The 17,364-nt window shown below is 56.8% G+C and carries 16 protein-coding genes; 13 read left to right on the top strand and 3 right to left on the bottom strand.

All coding sequences use genetic code 11. The annotated features are described in order from the left end of the window. Positions 1 to 10: 10 nt before the first annotated feature. Together B0B09_RS15635 and B0B09_RS15630 are read left to right on the top strand one after the other, a co-directional pair. Entirely contained in the window at positions 11 to 1,027 is a 1,017-nt protein-coding gene (locus B0B09_RS15635) for a Gfo/Idh/MocA family protein (protein WP_076660862.1), read from the top strand. Beyond that, entirely contained in the window at positions 1,024 to 2,778 is a 1,755-nt protein-coding gene (locus B0B09_RS15630; protein WP_076660861.1) for a D-apionate lactonase family protein, read from the top strand. The genes B0B09_RS15635 and B0B09_RS15630 overlap by 4 nt, the downstream gene beginning before the upstream one ends. Here B0B09_RS15630 and B0B09_RS15625 read toward each other — a convergent pair. Next, positions 2,756 to 3,442, bottom strand: coding sequence for an FCD domain-containing protein (locus tag B0B09_RS15625; protein WP_242654479.1), 687 nt, complete (start codon positions 3,440 to 3,442; stop codon positions 2,756 to 2,758). The two genes, B0B09_RS15630 and B0B09_RS15625, sit on opposite strands and share 23 nt — an antisense overlap. A gap of 125 nt (positions 3,443 to 3,567) precedes the next feature. After that, the gene (locus tag B0B09_RS15620; protein WP_076660859.1) at positions 3,568 to 4,395 is read right to left on the bottom strand and encodes a phosphogluconate dehydrogenase C-terminal domain-containing protein; all 828 of its coding nucleotides are present in this window, start codon (positions 4,393 to 4,395) and stop codon (positions 3,568 to 3,570) included. Positions 4,396 to 4,524: 129 nt separating this feature from the next. Here B0B09_RS15620 and B0B09_RS15615 point away from each other — a divergent pair, with 129 nt between their 5' ends. The 6 genes from B0B09_RS15615 (at position 4,525) to B0B09_RS15590 (ending at position 9,797) form a co-directional block, all read left to right on the top strand. Next, on the top strand, positions 4,525 to 5,865 hold the full coding sequence (locus tag B0B09_RS15615; RefSeq protein WP_076660858.1) for a four-carbon acid sugar kinase family protein: 1,341 nt from the start codon (positions 4,525 to 4,527) through the stop codon (positions 5,863 to 5,865). Beyond that, complete coding sequence (locus B0B09_RS15610) at positions 5,862 to 7,136, top strand: ribulose-bisphosphate carboxylase large subunit family protein (RefSeq protein ID WP_076660857.1); 1,275 nt, start codon at positions 5,862 to 5,864, stop codon at positions 7,134 to 7,136. The genes B0B09_RS15615 and B0B09_RS15610 overlap by 4 nt, the downstream gene beginning before the upstream one ends. 454 nt (positions 7,137 to 7,590) lie before the next feature. Further along, on the top strand, positions 7,591 to 8,118 hold the full coding sequence (locus B0B09_RS15605) for a tyrosine-type recombinase/integrase (protein ID WP_242654477.1): 528 nt from the start codon (positions 7,591 to 7,593) through the stop codon (positions 8,116 to 8,118). A 188-nt stretch (positions 8,119 to 8,306) separates the two neighbouring features. After that, a complete protein-coding gene (locus B0B09_RS15600) occupies positions 8,307 to 8,888 on the top strand; it encodes a TetR/AcrR family transcriptional regulator (protein ID WP_076660856.1) in 582 nt (193 codons plus the stop codon). 6 nt (positions 8,889 to 8,894) lie between these two features. Further along, complete coding sequence (locus B0B09_RS15595) at positions 8,895 to 9,182, top strand: YciI family protein (protein WP_076660855.1); 288 nt, start codon at positions 8,895 to 8,897, stop codon at positions 9,180 to 9,182. 3 nt (positions 9,183 to 9,185) lie between these two features. Continuing rightward, entirely contained in the window at positions 9,186 to 9,797 is a 612-nt protein-coding gene (locus B0B09_RS15590; RefSeq protein ID WP_076660854.1) for a DNA-3-methyladenine glycosylase I, read from the top strand. A gap of 117 nt (positions 9,798 to 9,914) precedes the next feature. Here the strand turns inward: B0B09_RS15590 and B0B09_RS15585 are convergent, their stop codons facing one another. Then, positions 9,915 to 11,489 carry a gamma-glutamyltransferase family protein gene (locus B0B09_RS15585; RefSeq protein WP_076660853.1) on the bottom strand — a complete coding sequence of 525 codons (1,575 nt, stop codon included), beginning with the start codon at positions 11,487 to 11,489 and terminating at the stop codon, positions 9,915 to 9,917. Between the two features lie 125 nt (positions 11,490 to 11,614). On the opposite strand from B0B09_RS15585, the gene B0B09_RS15580 reads away from it, so the two are divergent. The 5 genes from B0B09_RS15580 (at position 11,615) to B0B09_RS15560 (ending at position 17,338) form a co-directional block, all read left to right on the top strand. Next, on the top strand, positions 11,615 to 12,769 hold the full coding sequence (locus B0B09_RS15580) for an acetyl-CoA C-acyltransferase (protein WP_076660852.1): 1,155 nt from the start codon (positions 11,615 to 11,617) through the stop codon (positions 12,767 to 12,769). A gap of 21 nt (positions 12,770 to 12,790) precedes the next feature. After that, on the top strand, positions 12,791 to 13,243 hold the full coding sequence (gene msrC, locus B0B09_RS15575; RefSeq protein WP_076660851.1) for a free L-methionine (R)-S-oxide reductase MsrC: 453 nt from the start codon (positions 12,791 to 12,793) through the stop codon (positions 13,241 to 13,243). Between the two features lie 74 nt (positions 13,244 to 13,317). Further along, positions 13,318 to 13,908, top strand: coding sequence for a helix-turn-helix domain-containing protein (locus B0B09_RS15570; RefSeq protein ID WP_242654470.1), 591 nt, complete (start codon positions 13,318 to 13,320; stop codon positions 13,906 to 13,908). Positions 13,909 to 13,967: 59 nt separating this feature from the next. Further along, positions 13,968 to 16,421: a GcvT family protein gene (locus tag B0B09_RS15565; protein ID WP_076660850.1), complete on the top strand. Its 2,454-nt coding sequence runs from the start codon at positions 13,968 to 13,970 to the stop codon at positions 16,419 to 16,421. A 38-nt stretch (positions 16,422 to 16,459) separates the two neighbouring features. Further along, on the top strand, positions 16,460 to 17,338 hold the full coding sequence (locus B0B09_RS15560; RefSeq protein ID WP_076660849.1) for a homocysteine S-methyltransferase family protein: 879 nt from the start codon (positions 16,460 to 16,462) through the stop codon (positions 17,336 to 17,338). Positions 17,339 to 17,364: the final 26 nt, after the last annotated feature.

The raw sequence follows: 17,364 nt of genomic DNA, 5'->3' as shown, positions 1-17,364 counted from the left end.
GGGAGAGGCCATGAAAGGCGCAGTTATCGGGTGCGGGTTTTTCGCACAGAACCAACTAGAGGCTTGGCGCGACATTGACGGTGTTGAAATCGTCGCGTTGTGTGATCAAGACGCAGAACGACTGAACGCCAGCGGCAGTGCTTTTGGTGTTGAACGCCGCTACACCGATGCCGCGAAGATGTTCGATGAGGGTGGCTTTGATTTCGTCGATATTGCGACCACCGTCGGATCGCACCGTACTTTGGTGGAAATTGCCGCGAAAGCGGGCGTTCATATCATCTGCCAAAAACCTTTCGCTGAAAATATGGCCGACGCCCGCGCCATGGTTGATGCTGCACAGACGGTCGGAAAAACCCTCATGGTGCATGAGAACTTTCGCTGGCAGTCCCCCATTCAAGCCGCTTTGAATGTCGTTAAGTCTGGCACCATCGGTAAGCCCTTTTTCGGGCGCGTGAGTTTTCGATCAGGTTATGACGTGTTTTCAGGCCAGCCTTATCTGGCGGAAGGCAAGCGGTTCATTATCGAGGACCTCGGGATTCATATTCTCGACATCTCGCGTGCCTTATTTGGCGATGCCACACAGATCGCAGCGACCACGCGGCGCATAAACCCCAACATAAACGGCGAAGACGTCGCGACGATGATGTTGACCCATGAGAATGGCGCCACGAGTTTTGTTGATTGTTCTTATGCCACACAACGATCGCCCGAGACCTTCCCGCAATCCTTGCTGGAAATTGACGGCACCCTCGGTACCTTGCGCCTTGATGCCGGGTATCGACTAACAGTGCAGACAGAAGGTGAGACGCAAACTGACGTCTCCCCGCCACTTCTGCCGTGGGCGCAAAAGCCGTGGCACAATATTCAAGAAAGTGTGCTGACCATTCAGCAGCACTTCGTTGATTGCATCAACTCAGGACGTCAGCCGGAAACATCCGGCGCTGACAACCTCAAGACACTGGCACTGGTCGAAGCTGCGTATATGGCCGCAGAACAAGGGTGCACCGTGTCACTTGCAGACGTATGAGCGACGCCGTTACCCTGTTCGGGACCGACCAGCCCCCTGTTGAGGGGCAACACTACGCGGTTGGTCCGTGGTCTTTCACGCTTGAGGACGGCGCGTTGCGGCACATCGCGTTGCAGGGCCACGAAGCCATTCGCAACATCGCGTTTCTGGTCAGAGATCGCGATTGGGGCACTTTAGTGCCGGCGCTCGACAATTTGCAGGTTTCCCAAACCGACACGACCTTGGGGATCAGCTATGATGCAGTGTTCAACAGTAACGATTCAAAACTGTCCGTGCGTGTGTCCATTGATGTCAGCCCTGAAAGCCTTGTCATGTCAGCTACGGGGCACGCGCTTGGATCGTTTGAAACGAACCGCGCAGGGTTCACCGTTCTTCACCCGATCGCGGATGTCGCCGGTCAACCCGTCCGCGTGAAACACAGTGACGGATCGAGTGAGGACAGCGCCTTTCCTGATCTGATCCACCCTTGGCGCCCCTTTATGGATATAGCAGCCCTCACCAACCAGGTTGGCAGCGCCGAGCTGTGTTGTGCCTTTCATGGCGACACTTTCGAGATGGAAGATCAACGGCAATGGGGCGATGCGTCATTTAAGACTTATAACCGCCCGTTGGACTTGCCGTGGCCATATATCATCGTGGATGGCACGCGACTGTCGCAATCGGTTGAGCTTACGTGGGCGCCTTACGCGATCAGTCCCGCGTTGCCGGTTAAAACGGGTGAAATTGGCGCCATCTTTCCGGAAATGGCACTGGTCATTAGCGCGCAAGATGCACTGCGATTGGCCGATAAACCCAGTGACGTTACGTTTGTGAATCCTCAGCGGCTGCTCTGCCATTTTGATGCGGAACTTGGCGATACAACCGCGCAATTCGAGGCATTCGCAGCGGCGCAGCACGCTTGCCCCGATCAGGTTTTCGATCTCGAATTGATCTGCCTTTTCAACGCTGACCCTGCCACAGAATTGAATATGCTGGCTGCGCAAATGCGCGACGCTGGCTTTGCGCCAGACAGTATCCTTGTTTGCCCATCAGTCGATCGCCAATCCACTCCTCCTGGATCTGAATGGCCTGACTGCCCGCCGTTGGCCGCCATTCACAACGCTGCATCGCGCGCGTTTCCTGACGTGACGCGTGGCGGCGGCATGGTAAGTCTCTTCCCTGAACTCAACCGCAAACGACCGCCCCTCGAAACGTTGGATTTTGTAAGCCACGGATTGTGCCCAATCGTGCACGCGGCCGACGATATCTCTGTGATGGAAACCCTTGCGGCAATTCCGCATATCACCCGCAGCGCCCGTGCGATATTCGGCGACATGGAATACCGGATCGGGCCGGCAACGATTGCCATGCGCCAAAACCCATACGGTACACGCACTATTCCAAACCCCGACAATGAACGTATTTGCATGGCCCATGATGACCCGCGCCATCGCGGCACGTTTGGCGCTGCCTATGTCATCGGTTTGGCTTGCGCACTCGCGCCAGCAGGACTGTCTGTTTGGACACCCGCTGCCCTTTACGGCCCGCGTGGTGTGATTGCCGATGACGGGCAATGGCCAATTTCAACAGCCCTCAAAGGCTTGGCCGAGTGCGCAGGGCTGAAAGTCCATAGTGCGCAGGTTGCCCACGGGCGCGCCGAAGCACGCATCGGGAATTTGGATTTGAAAGCAAACCTAACAGCGAAAGCGCAGCAAACACTTGCCCCCTACGCGTGGTCAATTACGGCCGCTAACGCGCCGGAGACGACGTAAACCTAGAGTTTGCACGATTGAGGTGATCGTCCATCGCGCGGACCGCGCCCTCATCGTCATTGGCACGTAAGAAGTTAACAATCGCTACGTGTTCGTCCAGTGTCTTTTGTTCCTGTCCCGACCACAACAGCAATGACGAATGGTATTCAAACAACCACGTTAGCATCATTTCAGTGATGGAATGGATCAGCGGGTTCCCTGTGATCAACGCCAGACGGGTGTGAAAAGCGATGTCGGATTTCATAAACGCCTCGGCACTGCCAAGATTGGCACGTTGCTTATCGATAAGCGCGACAAGATCATCAGCATCTGCTGCACGGCACTTCTGCGCAGCAATACGCACCGTCCCCAATTCAAGGAGATGTCGGACCTGCTTGAGGTGGTCAACGTTGGACGGTTCGCTGGAGAGCAACAGTTTTGCGATGTCATCGACTTGACTGAACGCAATACCCGCGGTCAATGCGTTAACGCGGCTTCGCCCGCCGTGCGTGATCGTAATCAGCCCCTTGCTTTGCATCGCTTGCAGGGCTTCTCGCACCGCAGGTCGGCCAACACCAAAGCGTTCCATCAGTACGCGTTCCGATGGGACAACGTCGCCCGCCGCAAGTTCGCCGCTCGCGACAAGTTCTCGCAAGCGCTCGAACACCTGATCCGACAGTTTCATGCGAACAATTTTGCCGTCAGAGTCATCCATAGTGCGCATCCTGATCCGTTAGGTGTGCGGGTGCCGCAGGCACCCACCAATCGAAACTTATCAACTGGTGCTACAAGCGGATCAGAATTGCAAGGCTAGGTGATCCTCTCAATGCTTGCAGCGATCTCATCTGGTTCAAATACACGCTTCCAGTCATCGCGCATCAGAACAGGTTTTCCGAACTTAATTGCCTTGTTGCAAGCGTCCGAAAAGACCCCCTCGATTTCTCCGAAAATGACGGCACCAAGAATGTTCATGTGACCCAGAAGAAAATCACGTGCGGCTTCATTTGGAACGCCGCGTGCGACAACCTCGTCCATCGCTTCCTTCATCACGTCAAGCAGCGATGCGCAGACCGTTTCCGACAAACCGGGTTCAAGGAGGGCCATCTGTTCAACCGTTACACGATGCGATCGCGCGACGGGTGCAAAAATGGTTTTGCCGACTCTCTCTCCGAGGTCGTAATCGCTTTCAGGGCCCTGCATCAGTGCGTTTACAATGCCTTGTTGGGCTGCAATCCCGCCAAAATAGTCTTTTCGGCCTTCCATCGTTTCTTCATTGTTGAAGATAGGTGGGTGACATGGGTGGCTGACAAAATAGGTCACATCATCGCGTTTGGGCAGGTGCCCCGCGAAGGGCGCAGCTGCATCAAGACACACGATCATCGCGCCCGATGGAACCTTGTCTATGATCGAAGCCGCCACCTGTTGGATAGCCGTATCCGGCACCGCAAGAACAACAACATCTACGTCCTTAAGGGCGACATCTGGGTCTTGGCAATCAAACCCCAGTTCCTCTTTCAACCTCGCCTGACCTTGTGGCGAAACCTCGACATGAAACGTTTCAAATTCCGACGTAGCAAGGTTTCTGGACAGCCGAACACCCATTTTCCCACCCGCACCAAACAAAGCTAGTTTTGTCACACGACACCTCCAATTTCATGTCAATCAGTCGTTCAGATATCCAAATTGACAACTGGTATAATAAGTTACTAAGTATGCCATAGTGTCAAGGGCCCGATTTACGGTCGTCGCCTCAAAAAGGAACCGAAGATGAATTCTCTCCCCGACGGATTTCTTGTTGCGTGGTATGGCGATGATTTCACCGGTGCCGCCGCAGTGATGGAGGTTCTTACTTTCTCGGGCATCCCCGCGATGCTGTTCTTGGATGTGCCCACGCAAGCGCAGCTTGCAAAGTACCCTGATCTGCGCGCGGTTGGCGTCGCTTCAACCGCACGAGCGAGTTCTCCTGATGAAATGACCGAGGCCTTAACACCAGCGTTCGAAGCGCTTCTCGCGCTTAAACCTGCTCTCCTTCATTACAAAGTTTGCTCAACATTGGATTCTTCACCCGAAATCGGGTCCATCGGGAAAGCCATCGAAATTGGCGCAGACTTGACGGAGCCACAGATGGTTCCGGTCCTTATCGCGGCGCCGCAGATGCAACGTTTTCAGGTATTCGGGCATTTGTTCGCGGGTCTTGGTGATCAGGTTTACCGTCTGGACCGACATCCCGTCATGGCACGACATCCTGTTACGCCTATGGCTGAATCCGACGTCGCACGTCACATCGCTGCTCAATCAGACAAAATCGACGCGACACTTTGGTCAGGTGCGCTACGTCAGTTGCGACCTGACGCGATCCAAGTGTCCACTCTCGACAGCCAAGATGCCACCAGCGAAACCTTGGCGGGGCGAATGATTTGGGAAGGACGTGATGCGAACAGGTTTGTAGTTGGCTCTCAGGGAGTTGAATACGCGCTGGTGCGTCACTGGGTCGAAACAGGGGAGATAGAACCGACAACACCTTCCAAGGGCGTAGGCCGCGCGAATGGCATGGTTGTTGTGTCTGGATCCGTGTCGCCAATAACCGCGGAACAAATTTCATGGTCCCGCGCAAACGGATTCGAGACAATTCGCTTCGACGCCACACAGGCTGTTGGGGACGCCAACGCACTGTTCGCAGAAATTGACCACATTGTGCAGGACGCCGTTGCGGCGATTGTGGCGGGTCGCGACCCCTTGATATTCACCGCCGAAGGACCCGATGATCCCGCCGTTGCAAGCCTATATGTCGCCGTTAAAAACGCGGGTGCTGACATGGCAAAAGTGAACCGGAAAATCGGTCAGGCCTTGGGCGAAGTTCTCGATCGTATTCTAACCGAAAGCGGCATCCGCCGCGCTGTAATTTCTGGCGGGGATACGTCAGGTTATGCCACTAAACAGCTTGGCATTTTCGCGCTTTCGGCGCTGGCCCCGACAATTCCGGGTGCGTCATTGTGCATGGTCCACGCGGACGGACTGATGGATGGATTGGAGCTTGCGCTAAAGGGTGGTCAGATGGGCAGCCCCGATTATTTCGGATGGATTCGCGACGGAGGAGGACAACGATGACCCGCATTACGGCAACCTATGACATCGAAACCCCTTCGGGGATTGCCCATGCGGCTGCTGTTCTGGCGGGTGAACAATCAACTGGCACCTTTGTTCGACTCGCCAGTGAAACCGATGAACTGCGAGAGCGATCAGGCGCGCGCGTTGAAAGCGTGACACTAACCGGAGCCTCGAAAACACCGTCATTGCCAAGCCGCAAAACAGGCGAAAAATACGAGCGAGGCCTTGTCACCATTAGTTGGCCAATCGGCAATTTTGGAACGTCCCTGCCCACGTTGATGTCCACCCTTGCGGGCAACCTGTTCGAACTGGCCGAGCTGTCGGCCATCAGATTGATTGACGTCGATTTGCCAGAGCAGTTTGCTCGCGATCATCCCGGCCCGCAATTTGGTGCCGAGGGAACCCGCACCTTTATGGGCGATCACAAGGGGCCGTTGATTGGCACAATCATCAAACCCAGCATCGGTTTCACGCCCGAGGAAACCGCTGACCTCGTAAAGATACTCGTGACCGCTGGTATTGATTTCATCAAAGACGATGAGCTTCAGGCCAACGGCCCTGACTGCCCATTCCAAGACCGCCTGAATGCCGTCATGCGTGTCATCAATGATCACGCAGATCGAACCGGAAAAAAGGTTCTATATGCAGTGAACATCTCCGACGAGATAGACCAGATGTGGCGGAACCTCGACGCGATGGACCGTACTGGCGCCACCTGCGCGATGGTCTGCGTAAATTCTGTCGGGCTGACAGGACTGCGCGCCGTACGTGATCGTAGCAAGGCCTTGATCCACGGGCACCGCGCAGGTTGGGGTTTACTATCGCGGTCGCCTGACATTGGCATCGACTTTGGGGTGATGCAAAAGTTGTGGCGTCTTGCCGGGGCCGATCACCTGCATGTAAACGGCCTCGCGAACAAATTTACCGAAAGCGATGACACCGTCGCCCGCGCGGCCAGATCGGTCCAACAACCCATTTCCAATAATGGTGGTCCGGCCCATATCGCCATGCCAGTGTATTCATCGGGGCAAACCGTTTGGCAAGTTGATCCGGCACGAAAGCTGCTAGGCAATGACGACTTTATTTATTGCGCAGGCGGCGGAATAATGAGCCATCCGGGCGGCGTTGCGGACGGAGTCAAGAGCCTAAGAGGCGCCGCTGAGGCCGCGCGCTTGGGCGTCCCGCTAGAAGAATTTGCCGCGCCCAATTCACCGCTCAGAAAAGCGATCGAGACCTTCCAGAAACCGAACTTGACACTTTCCAATCTCTAAGACACCGCCCCAAATGAGTATAGCGCGGACGCCGTCCCTCCCGTGCGGTGAATGGCAACTTCGTTCGCAACCTGTGAATTGCCTGCACCAACTTCGTTGCAAAGAGCATCAATGGCCGGTTTTCTCGGCGCCACGCAGCGCTACGCATTACGCAGGCGCGGCAATTTTTGTATTGCTTGCGCGCGCAGCATGAAAATGCACTGACCGCCACGGGCTCGAAGCGGTCTGATGCATACGCGGCATGATACACCTACATGACAAGTCGAAAGCAGTCATAGCAATCGTGCTATTATCCATCGTCAGCGCGATGCCGACGCTTGGGTTTGGAGGGCGGTATGAAGGGCAGAATATGCCTAGAGTACAGCTTCCAGCAATCACCCCCAAACAAAGAGCTTGGAACGAAGGTCGCATCATCGGGCAAAAGCGCCCGTTGCGACCAAAACAAGCCTAGGCCATCCGAGCGCGTCTCGAACTGGCAAACAATTTGCGAGGTCTGGCGCTCTTTAATGTCGCGATCGATAGCAAGTTGCGTGGATGCGATTTGGTATGTCTCAAAGTGAGCGACCTCATAAATGCTGACCAAGTGCGCGAACGTGTTTCGGTGGTGCAAAGTAAAACAAAGCGGCCAGTTCAGTTTGAACTGACTGAAAATACGCGTGATTCCGTTGCCATCTGGGTCAATAGTCCAGAAATGTTGAGAGGTAGCTTCATGTTTCCACGTCGGTTCCACAACCATCCCCACATTTCAACACGCCAATACGGCCAACTTGTCAGGGATTGGGTCACAGCAATTGGCTTAGAACCAAGTGGCTACGGCACGCACTCAATGCGCCGGACAAAGGCCGCTGAAATCTACCGTAAAACTGGGAACTTACGGGCGGTAAAACTGCTACTTGGCCACACGAAAATCGATAGCACGGTACGATACTTGGGCGTCGAAGTCGAAGATGCCCTAAGCATCGCCGAGAAGATCGACATCTGAACTTTAGGCGAGCGGCTCAAGCCGTTCGCCTTCTGAAAGCAGCCATGCAGCAATCGTCGTCTGATGACCGCTCTGAGCCCAGAGGTACTGATGCTGCACGACGCACGAATGGCAGCTTTTGGAGTCCACGTTTGACAAATTAGGACGAGCGTCCTAATTTGGATTGAAGCAACTTTTCAGAGGCCTCAATGTCACGATCAACTACTCGCGAACGTATCGAAGAAAAGGCCGATACCCTCTTCTACGAGTCAGGTTTCGAGGCGACATCCTTTGCGGAAATTGCAGGAGCGGTTGGCATCTCCCGAGGCAACTTCTACCACCACTTCAAATCCAAGGATGATATTCTCGACGCGGTCATCGACCGTCGCATGGCGGCAACACAGGCAATGCTCGAGTCTTGGGGAACGGATGTGCCATCGAAAGACCGAATCCGGTCATTTATTCGCATCCTCATGACCAATCGGACCAAGATCATGGCGTTCGGATGCCCGGTCGGGACTCTCACGACCGAATTGACCAAGCTGGGTCATGTCGCAGAGACCCGCGCTACCGAGATTTTCGGCCTGTTTCGCGATTGGCTCGCACTTCAGTTCACGGCACTCGGGTACCAAGACGATGCCGAGTCTTTAGCACTGCATGTTCTCGGGCGATCACAAGGCATCGCAGTGTTGGCCTGCGCCCTCAAGGATGAGGCATTCCTCAGGGCGGAAGTTACCGCGCTGGAGGTGTGGCTCGACCAGCTTCCTGACAAATCTTCAATGAAAGGCTAGACTACAGTGTTCATCATTTTTCTTCGATTCTCCGAAAACAAATCCGCCGCCCCTGATTTCATGCCAGCCCACAACGAATGGATCGCTAAGGGTTTCGGAGATGGGATATTTCAATGTGTGGGTTCCCTGACGCCGGAAGGCGGCGGCGCAATTCTGGCCGCGGGAGAAAACCGCGAAGAGATCGAGAGGCGTATCAATGCCGATCCATTCGTTGAGCACAATGTCGTGGTCGCACAGATCGCCGAAGTCGACGTCAAGAAGACGACGCCCGCGCTTGACTTCCTGAAAGCCTGAGCGATGCCGATGCTCTTCACGGGGCCAGATGGAGAACCGCGCTGCAAATGGTCAGGTGCGGCACCGGAGTTCCTAGACTATCACGATAAGGAATGGGGTTTTCCGGTTGCCGACGACACTCGTCTCTTTGAGAAACTCTGCCTTGAAAGTTTCCAGTCCGGCTTGAGCTGGCGCACGATTCTGGCCAAGCGGGAGAATTTCAGGGCGGCCTTCGCTGGGTTTGACTATGCGAATATTGCCGAATTCGGGGTCGCAGATCATGCGCGGTTGATGGAAGATACCGGCATAGTTCGGAACAAGGCCAAGATCGAGGCGACGATTAACAATGCTGAACGCATGGCTGAGTTAGTCAGGGCCGAAGGATCGCTCGCAGCCTTCGTGTGGAGTTTCGAACCGAAGCGGGAAGAGCTGGCCGAGCCGCAAACGGTTTCCACGTCTGCCGCTTCGCAAGCGCTAGCCAAAGAATTGAAAAAACGTGGTTGGAAATTCCTAGGGCCTACAACAATATTCGCCTTCATGCAGGCTATGGGGTTGATCAACGATCATGCAAAAGGCTGTGTTGTTAGAGAACGAGTCGAACGGGCAAGGTCAGAGTTTGCGCGACCAGGCCGCTAAGTCGAGCTGGTGACGAAGCGGTCATTGGCGCAAGCGCAGCGATTTCACACTTCGTCCCGCAGACCCGTCATTCGGAAACGTTCATATCTGAATGAGCGGTTCTTTCCTTGCCATCTCTCAATACCCGATTGCGCAGCCGTCTTTGCGCGGGTCGCTGCCGCCCTCAAGCACACCATCCTCATGCAGCAGAATCGCCTGTGAGCCCCCGATGGCTGTGTCGGGGCGCACCACGTTGTGGCCTATTGCGGCAAGTTCGGCTTTGACCGCATCGCTGTAGCCGTCCTCGACCCGCAGTTCGCTGCCTTCCGCAAAACTGCGCGGCGCATCCATCGCAGCCTGTGGTGACAGCCCGAAATTTGTGACGTTGGTCACGAAGCGCGCGTGGCCGGTGGACTGATACTGCCCGCCCATGACGCCGAAGGGCATGTGGACCTTGCCGTCTTTCTTCAGCATCGCGGGGATGATCGTGTGCATCGGGCGTTTGCCGCCGCCGACCTCGTTGGGGTGACCTTGTTGCAGAGTGAAACCCGCGCCGCGGTTCTGGAACAGCACGCCGAATTTATCCGACGCGATGCCTGATCCAAAGGAGTGGAACACCGAATAGATCAGCGACACACACATGCGGTCTTTGTCGACGACGGTGATATAGATGGTGTCCTTGTGTACCGCCTCGGCCCCCGGCAGCCCTGCGGCCATGGCTTTCTTCGGGTTGATCAGGGCGGCCAGTTTCGCCGCAGTGTCGGGTGACGTCATATAGTCGAGCCGCGTCATGTATTCTGGATCAGACAAGAACCGGTTGCGGGTGTCGTAGGCCAGCTTGGTTGCTTCGGCCTCAATATGGACGCGCTCGGCGCCCCACGGGTCCATGCCTGCAATATCGAAATGCTTCAGGATATTCAGCAACAGGATCGCGGTCGCGCCCTGCCCGTTTGGTGGATGCTCGTAAAGATCGAGCCCGCCATAGCCGCCTGTGATCGGGTCAGTGTAGTCACATGCCGTATTCGCGAAATCATCCAGCGTATGCGTGCCGCCCAGCGCATTGAGCGAGGCGACCATGTCTTCGGCAACCTCTCCCTCGTAGAACCCTGCGCGTCCGTCCATCGCGATGCGCCGCAGAACCTGCGCCTGCTCCGGCGCGCGGAACAGCTGCCCTGCCTTGGGGGCTTCGCCGTTCAGCAGATAGAGGTCGCGGGCATGGCCAGAAAGGTTATCCACCGATTGCGCCCAGTCAGAGGCCACGCGTTCAGCCACCGGAACGCCGGCCTCGGCATAGTGGATAGACGGGGCGAGAACGGCCTTGAGGCCCAGTTTGCCCCAGTCCTTGGACAGACGGCAAAAGGCATCAACCGCGCCCGGGATGCTGACCGCATCGGCGGAATAGGGTGCGATCACGTCACCTTTGGCACGCAGTTTGTCGGCGTCTATTCCCGCAGGCGCACGGCCTGATCCGTTCAGCGCCACAACGCGGTCTTCGCCCGGCGGTGTCATCAGCACAAAACAATCCCCGCCGATGCCTGTCATCTGCGGCTCACACAGGCCCAGCAGCACTGCCCCCGCAATCGCAGCGTCCATGGCATTGCCACCTGATTCCATCATTTGCACAGCGACTTTGGCGGCCAGCGGGTGCGACGTGGCGCACATGCCGTTGGTTGCATAAACCGCTGAACGGCCGGGGTGGTGAAAATTACGCATGGGGAGGTCCTTCCTGATATTGCCGGTGAACCTAGCCCGATCGCTGCGACGCGCAACGCAAATGTTCAGGCTTTTCCTTTCGGCGACACAGGCGTAGCGTCTACTGCGTTGGAGGGAGTAAGATCATGCGTGATGTTTTCATCAAAGGTGCGGCCCGCACACCGATGGGCGGGTTTCAGGGAATTTTTTCCGATGTGGATGCACCCACTTTGGGGGGAGCCGCGATCAAGGCCGCACTTGCGGGCGCCGGCAAACCAGATGTTGATGAGGTCCTGATGGGCTGCGTTCTGCCCGCCGGTCTGGGACAGGCCCCTGCACGGCAGGCGGGGTTTCTGGCGGGGCTGGATGACAGCGTACCGGCCACGACCGTCAACAAGATGTGCGGTTCTGGCATGAAAACGGCGATGATGGCCTTTGACCAGATCGCCCTTGGCGGCGCCGACACGATGGTTGCAGGCGGCATGGAAAGCATGACCAACGCACCCTATCTGATGTCGAAATTGCGCAGCGGGGCGCGGATCGGGCACCAGAGTGTGCAGGACAGCATGTTCCTCGACGGGCTCGAGGATGCCTATGACAAAGGCCGTCTGATGGGCACATTTGCCGAGGATTGCGCCGAAAAGTACCAGTTCAATCGTGACGCACAGGATCACTATGCGATTGCGTCGTTGTCCAACGCGCTGGATGCCGAACGGTCCGGGGCATTCGACAAAGAAATCGCCCCCGTCACCGTGCATAGCCGCAATGGTGAAGATGTTTTCACCCGTGATGAACAACCCGGCAAGGCGAGGCCCGAAAAGATTCCGTCGCTGAAACCTGCGTTCCGCCCTGACGGGACGGTGACAGCGGCCAATGCATCAAGCATTTCCGATGGCGCGGCGGCCTTGGTTCTGTCGGCTGACAACAGTGGCGCGCGTGCGCGGATCGTGGGCCATGCCAGCCATGCACAGGCCCCGGGGTGGTTTACGACGGCGCCCGTGCCTGCCGCGCAAAAGCTCTTGGCCAAGATCGGCTGGGACGTTGATGATGTGGACCTGTGGGAGGTCAACGAGGCCTTTGCCGTGGTTCCGATGGCGTTCATGCAGGAAATGCACATTCCCCGCGACATCGTGAATGTGAATGGCGGGGCCTGCGCCTTGGGGCATCCGATTGGGGCATCCGGTACGCGCATTATCGTGACCTTGCTGAATGCATTGGAAACACGTGGGCTCAAACGGGGCGTTGCAGCCATCTGTATCGGTGGCGGCGAAGGCACGGCGATTGCCATTGAGCGGGTTTAGAAAGACATGAAAGATACTACGATGCGCGTGAACTACGATGACCTGACCAAAACGATTGCCGCGCTGGCCGAAGGTGAGGATGACGTGATTTCCTTGATGGCGACGGTCGCCTGCGAGGTGCATCATAGCGATGATCGTTTTGACTGGACCGGTTTTTATCGGGTGACCGGCCCCGAGATGCTCAAGATCGGGCCGTATCAGGGCGGGCACGGCTGTCTGGTGATCCCGTTTTCGCGGGGTGTTTGCGGGGCTGCCGCGCGCACCGGCGCAGTCCAGCTTGTTCCCGATGTTGAGGCCTTTCCTGGCCACATTGCTTGTGCGAGCAGTACGCGCTCGGAACTGGTGCTGCCGGTCCATGACCGCAACGGTGCGTTGCTGGGTGTTTTTGATATTGATAGCGATCAACCTGATGCCTTCGATCAGACGGATGTCGCGGGCATGACGACTGTCCTCGATCTCGCCTTTGCAAAATAGCCACTGGCAATATCTGCAGCATTCAGCACAAAAACTATTATGCAAACGCTAAGGACCACGGTATATGAATATTTATGTCATTTTTTCATGGTGCGATCATGCGGGATGAAAATGTCACCGTTTCATCGCTTGGAGCGGACATACGGTCCTTGCGCAAGGCACGGCGGATTACGCTGGTTGAACTGGCTGCAACGCTGGGCCGTTCCGTTGGCTGGCTGAGCCAGGTTGAGCGCGATTTATCCTATCCTGACGGCGCCGATCTGGCCCGCATCGCAAAAGCCCTTGATGTTTCGATATCCAGCTTTTTGAAGGTTGCAATTCCCCCAGAGGAAGAAGGCCATATCGTGCGGGCCCATGCCCGCCGCCCGATCGGCAGCCGGACCGAAGGCTTGACCGAGGCGCTTTTGTCACCTGATCTGACGGATGATTTTGAGGTCATCCATTCCGCCTTCGCCCCCCACTCATTCCTGCCCGAACCCGTGAGCCGGCCGACCCAAGAGGTCTGCTATATCATCAAAGGCAAGTTTGAGATTGCGCTTGATGGCCAGCACTTCGCGCTTGAGGCCGGCGATAGCTTCCGTTTGCGCGGACAGAAGTTCCAGTGGTGGAACAAACATGACACCACGTGCGAGATCGTCTGGGTGATCTCTCCTCCGATCTATTGAGGGCCCGCGATGACGCTGCACCATGCCCTAGATACCGCCGACCAGAGAAGGTAAACGATATGACTGACTTCCCGACAACTGCACGTGTTGTGATTATTGGTGGCGGTGTTGTGGGGGTGTCGACCCTTTACCATCTCGCCAAGAAGGGCTGGACCGACTGTGTCTTGCTGGAAAAGAACGAGTTGACCGCTGGCTCTACCTGGCATGCCGCAGGAAATTGTCCGTCTTTCAGCACATCCTGGGCTGTGATGAACATGCAGCGCTATTCGCTGGGCCTTTATAAAGGACTGGCCGAAGAGGTGGATTACCCGATGAACTATCACGTCACCGGGTCCATCCGGCTGGCGCATTCCAAGGAACGCATGCAGGAATTCGCCCGCGCGATGAGCATGGGCAATTATCAGGGGCTGAATTTGCGGCTGATGACGCCGGATGACGCGAAAGAGATGTATCCGTTTCTTGAGACACATGATCTGGAAGGCGCGCTTTATGATCCTGACGACGGTGATATTGACCCCGCGCAACTGACGCAGGCCTTGGCCAAAGGCGCGCGCCAGATGGGCGCCAAGATCGAGCGGTTTTGCAGTGCGACGGGCGTGACCCAGCACCCGAATGGCACGTGGACCGTGCATACCGAAAAGGGCGATATTGACTGCGAAAAAGTGGTGAATGCGGCCGGATATTATGCCCAGCGTGTCGGCGAATGGTTCAAACCCTATGGGGGGCGTACCGTGCCAATGGTGACGATGTCGCACCAGTTTTTCCTGACCGAGGAAATTCCCGAGCTGAAAGCCTGGACCGAAAAAATGGGCCATAAGGTGCCGTTGTTACGCGATGTGGATAGCTCTTACTATCTGCGGCAGGACAAGAACGGGCTGAACCTTGGGCCTTATGAACGCAACTGCAAGGCACATTGGGTGACCCCCGATGATCCGCAGCCCGAGGATTTTAGCTTCCAACTGTACCCCGACGATCTGGAACGGTTGGAGTGGTATATCGAAGATGCCATGGCGCGCGTGCCGATCCTTGGCACCGCGGGCGTGGGCCGCGTGATCAACGGGCCAATCCCTTATGCCCCGGATGGTCTGCCGCTGCTTGGTCCGATGCCAGGCGTGAAGAATGCGTTTGAAGCGTGCGTCTTTACCTTCGGCATTACCCAAGGCGGCGGTGCGGGCAAGGTCGCTGCCGAATGGATCGTCGATGGCCAGACCGAGTGGGATATGTGGGCCTGCGATCCGCGCCGCTATACCGATTACACCGATCAGGATTACTGCCACCAGAAGGCGATGGAAATCTACGGCCACGAATACGGCATGCATTTCCCGCACAAGATGTGGCCAGCGGGGCGCAACAAGAAACTATCACCTGTCCATGACAAGGTGATCGCCTTGGGTGGCCAGATGGGGGCCTATAACGGGTGGGAGCGCGCCAACTGGTTTGCCAAGGATGGTGACGATACTTCGCTTGAGGCGACCGAGACATGGGAGCGCGCAGGCCCTTGGCAGCCACGCGTGAAGGAAGAGTGCGAGGCTGTCCGCGATGGTGTGGGCGTGTTGGACCTGCCGGGTTTTTCGCGGTTCAATCTCTCCGGTAACGGTGCCGCCGAATGGTTGCGCGGACGGATCGCGGGCGGTTTGCCGAAGGTCGGGCGCATGAACCTCGCCTATTTCGCCGATGATCGCGGACGGATCCTGACCGAGATGTCGGTCATGCGGCACGGCGAGGATCAGTTTACGCTGATTACCGCGGCCACCGCGCAATGGCATGACTATGATGTGTTGCGCGGGGCGCTCGATGAAGGCCTCTCGCTGACCGACCACACAACGGAATATTCCACCTTGATCGTGACCGGGCCAAAGGCGCGGGAACTGTTTGAAAGCATCGGGACCGAGGCAGATTTGTCGGCAGGGTGGTTAAGCCATCAGGCGGCAAAAGTTGCTGGTGTTGACTGTGCGCTGGCACGGGTCAGTTTCGCGGGCGAGTTGGGTTGGGAAATTCATGCCGCCAATGCCAATATCCCTGCGCTCTATGACGCGGTGCTTGGTGCGGGGGCCGTGCCCTTTGGCATGTTCGCGCTGAACGCGCTGCGGCTGGAAAAGGGCTATCGCGCGTGGAAAGGTGATCTGAGCACGGATTATTCACTTCTCGAAGGCGGGCTGGAGCGGTTTATCAAATTCGACAAACCGCAGGATTTCACCGGCAAGGCGGCTCTCTTGGCGGAAAAACAGACGGGTGTGAAGAAGCGTTTTGTCACGCTGACACTGGACAACCCCAGCCCTGCGGATGCGCCTTACATGTCCACAATCTGGATCGGCGATGAGGTTGCGGGCGAAACCACGTCAGGCGGCTGGGGCTACCGCGTGGATAAATCCATCGCACTGGGGATGCTGCGCGCCGATGCCGCCGTGCCGGGGGCAAAGGTTCACGTTGATATCTACGGCGAACGTTATATAGCGACGATCCAAGAGGATCAGCCCCTGTGGGACCCGCAGAACATGCGGATCAGGGCGTGATCTTGCCATCGCACCTATAACATTCGGAGACGCATTTCGTGACAGATATCATCCTTCTTGACGGCGGCATGGGACAGGAACTTGTCCATCGTGCCGGTGACCGGCCCACACCGCTTTGGTCCACGCAGGTGATGATTGATCACCCCGGACTGGTGGCCCAGGTGCATGCCGATTACCGCGCCGCAGGTGCGACGGTCCATACCACCAACACCTATGCCGTCCTGCGCGACAGGCTCGAAGGGACCGGCATGGAAGGTCACTTTGCCAACCTGCAAAAGGCCGCACTCGAAGAGGCGAAAGGTGTGGGTGTTCTGGCGGGCTCAATCGGACCCCTGCGCGCGTCCTACCGTCCTGATCTGATGCCCCCGCATGATGTCGCTGTGGCGACCTATGCCGAGGTGGCCAATATGCTGGCACCGCACGTCGACAGTCTCATTTGTGAAACCGTTGCCTCTGTTGCCCACGCCCGTGCGATCCTTGAAGCGACTGTTGCGACCGGCAAACCTGTCTGGCTTGCGCTGACGGTGGATGAAAACGATGGCACAAAGCTGCGCTCGGGTGAGCCTGTGGCAGATGTCTTTGCCGTGGCGGGGGATGCCAGCGCAATTCTGGCGAATTGCTCTTCGCCCGAAGCAATCAGCACCACGATGGGTATTCTGGCCACGTCAGGCAAACCCTTTGGCGGCTATGCCAACGGGTTTACCAAGATCAGCGAAGGGTTCCTGGGTGACAAACCCACGGTCGATGCGCTGACCGCGCGCAAGGACCTTGGGCCTGAGGAATACGCAGGTTTCGTGATGGGCTGGATTGATCAGGGGGCTACAATTGTCGGTGGCTGCTGCGAGGTCGGGCCTGCGCATATCGCGAAGCTGGCGGAAAAAATCAAAGCCGCCGGACATCAAATTACCACACCATAACGGCCGACTTTTTGGTAAATAGGATA

Origin of the sequence: Yoonia rosea, assembly GCF_900156505.1 — a bacterium.
Classification (GTDB): domain Bacteria; phylum Pseudomonadota; class Alphaproteobacteria; order Rhodobacterales; family Rhodobacteraceae; genus Yoonia; species Yoonia rosea.
Note: the sequence above shows the minus strand (reverse complement) of the source record. Positions and strands in the feature narration are given on the sequence as shown.

What these genes read in the sequence shown, in the direction of transcription:
- B0B09_RS15635 (WP_076660862.1), top strand. Translation starts at nt 11, where the DNA reads ATGAAAGGCGCAGTTATCGGGTGCGGGTTTTTCGCACAGAACCAACTA.
- B0B09_RS15630 (WP_076660861.1), top strand. Translation starts at nt 1,024, where the DNA reads ATGAGCGACGCCGTTACCCTGTTCGGGACCGACCAGCCCCCTGTTGAG.
- B0B09_RS15625 (WP_242654479.1), bottom strand. Translation starts at nt 3,442, where the DNA reads ATGAAACTGTCGGATCAGGTGTTCGAGCGCTTGCGAGAACTTGTCGCG.
- B0B09_RS15615 (WP_076660858.1), top strand. Translation starts at nt 4,525, where the DNA reads ATGAATTCTCTCCCCGACGGATTTCTTGTTGCGTGGTATGGCGATGAT.
- B0B09_RS15610 (WP_076660857.1), top strand. Translation starts at nt 5,862, where the DNA reads ATGACCCGCATTACGGCAACCTATGACATCGAAACCCCTTCGGGGATT.
- B0B09_RS15600 (WP_076660856.1), top strand. Translation starts at nt 8,307, where the DNA reads ATGTCACGATCAACTACTCGCGAACGTATCGAAGAAAAGGCCGATACC.
- B0B09_RS15590 (WP_076660854.1), top strand. Translation starts at nt 9,186, where the DNA reads ATGCCGATGCTCTTCACGGGGCCAGATGGAGAACCGCGCTGCAAATGG.
- B0B09_RS15585 (WP_076660853.1), bottom strand. Translation starts at nt 11,489, where the DNA reads ATGCGTAATTTTCACCACCCCGGCCGTTCAGCGGTTTATGCAACCAAC.
- B0B09_RS15580 (WP_076660852.1), top strand. Translation starts at nt 11,615, where the DNA reads ATGCGTGATGTTTTCATCAAAGGTGCGGCCCGCACACCGATGGGCGGG.
- msrC (WP_076660851.1), top strand. Translation starts at nt 12,791, where the DNA reads ATGCGCGTGAACTACGATGACCTGACCAAAACGATTGCCGCGCTGGCC.
- B0B09_RS15570 (WP_242654470.1), top strand. Translation starts at nt 13,318, where the DNA reads ATGTCATTTTTTCATGGTGCGATCATGCGGGATGAAAATGTCACCGTT.
- B0B09_RS15565 (WP_076660850.1), top strand. Translation starts at nt 13,968, where the DNA reads ATGACTGACTTCCCGACAACTGCACGTGTTGTGATTATTGGTGGCGGT.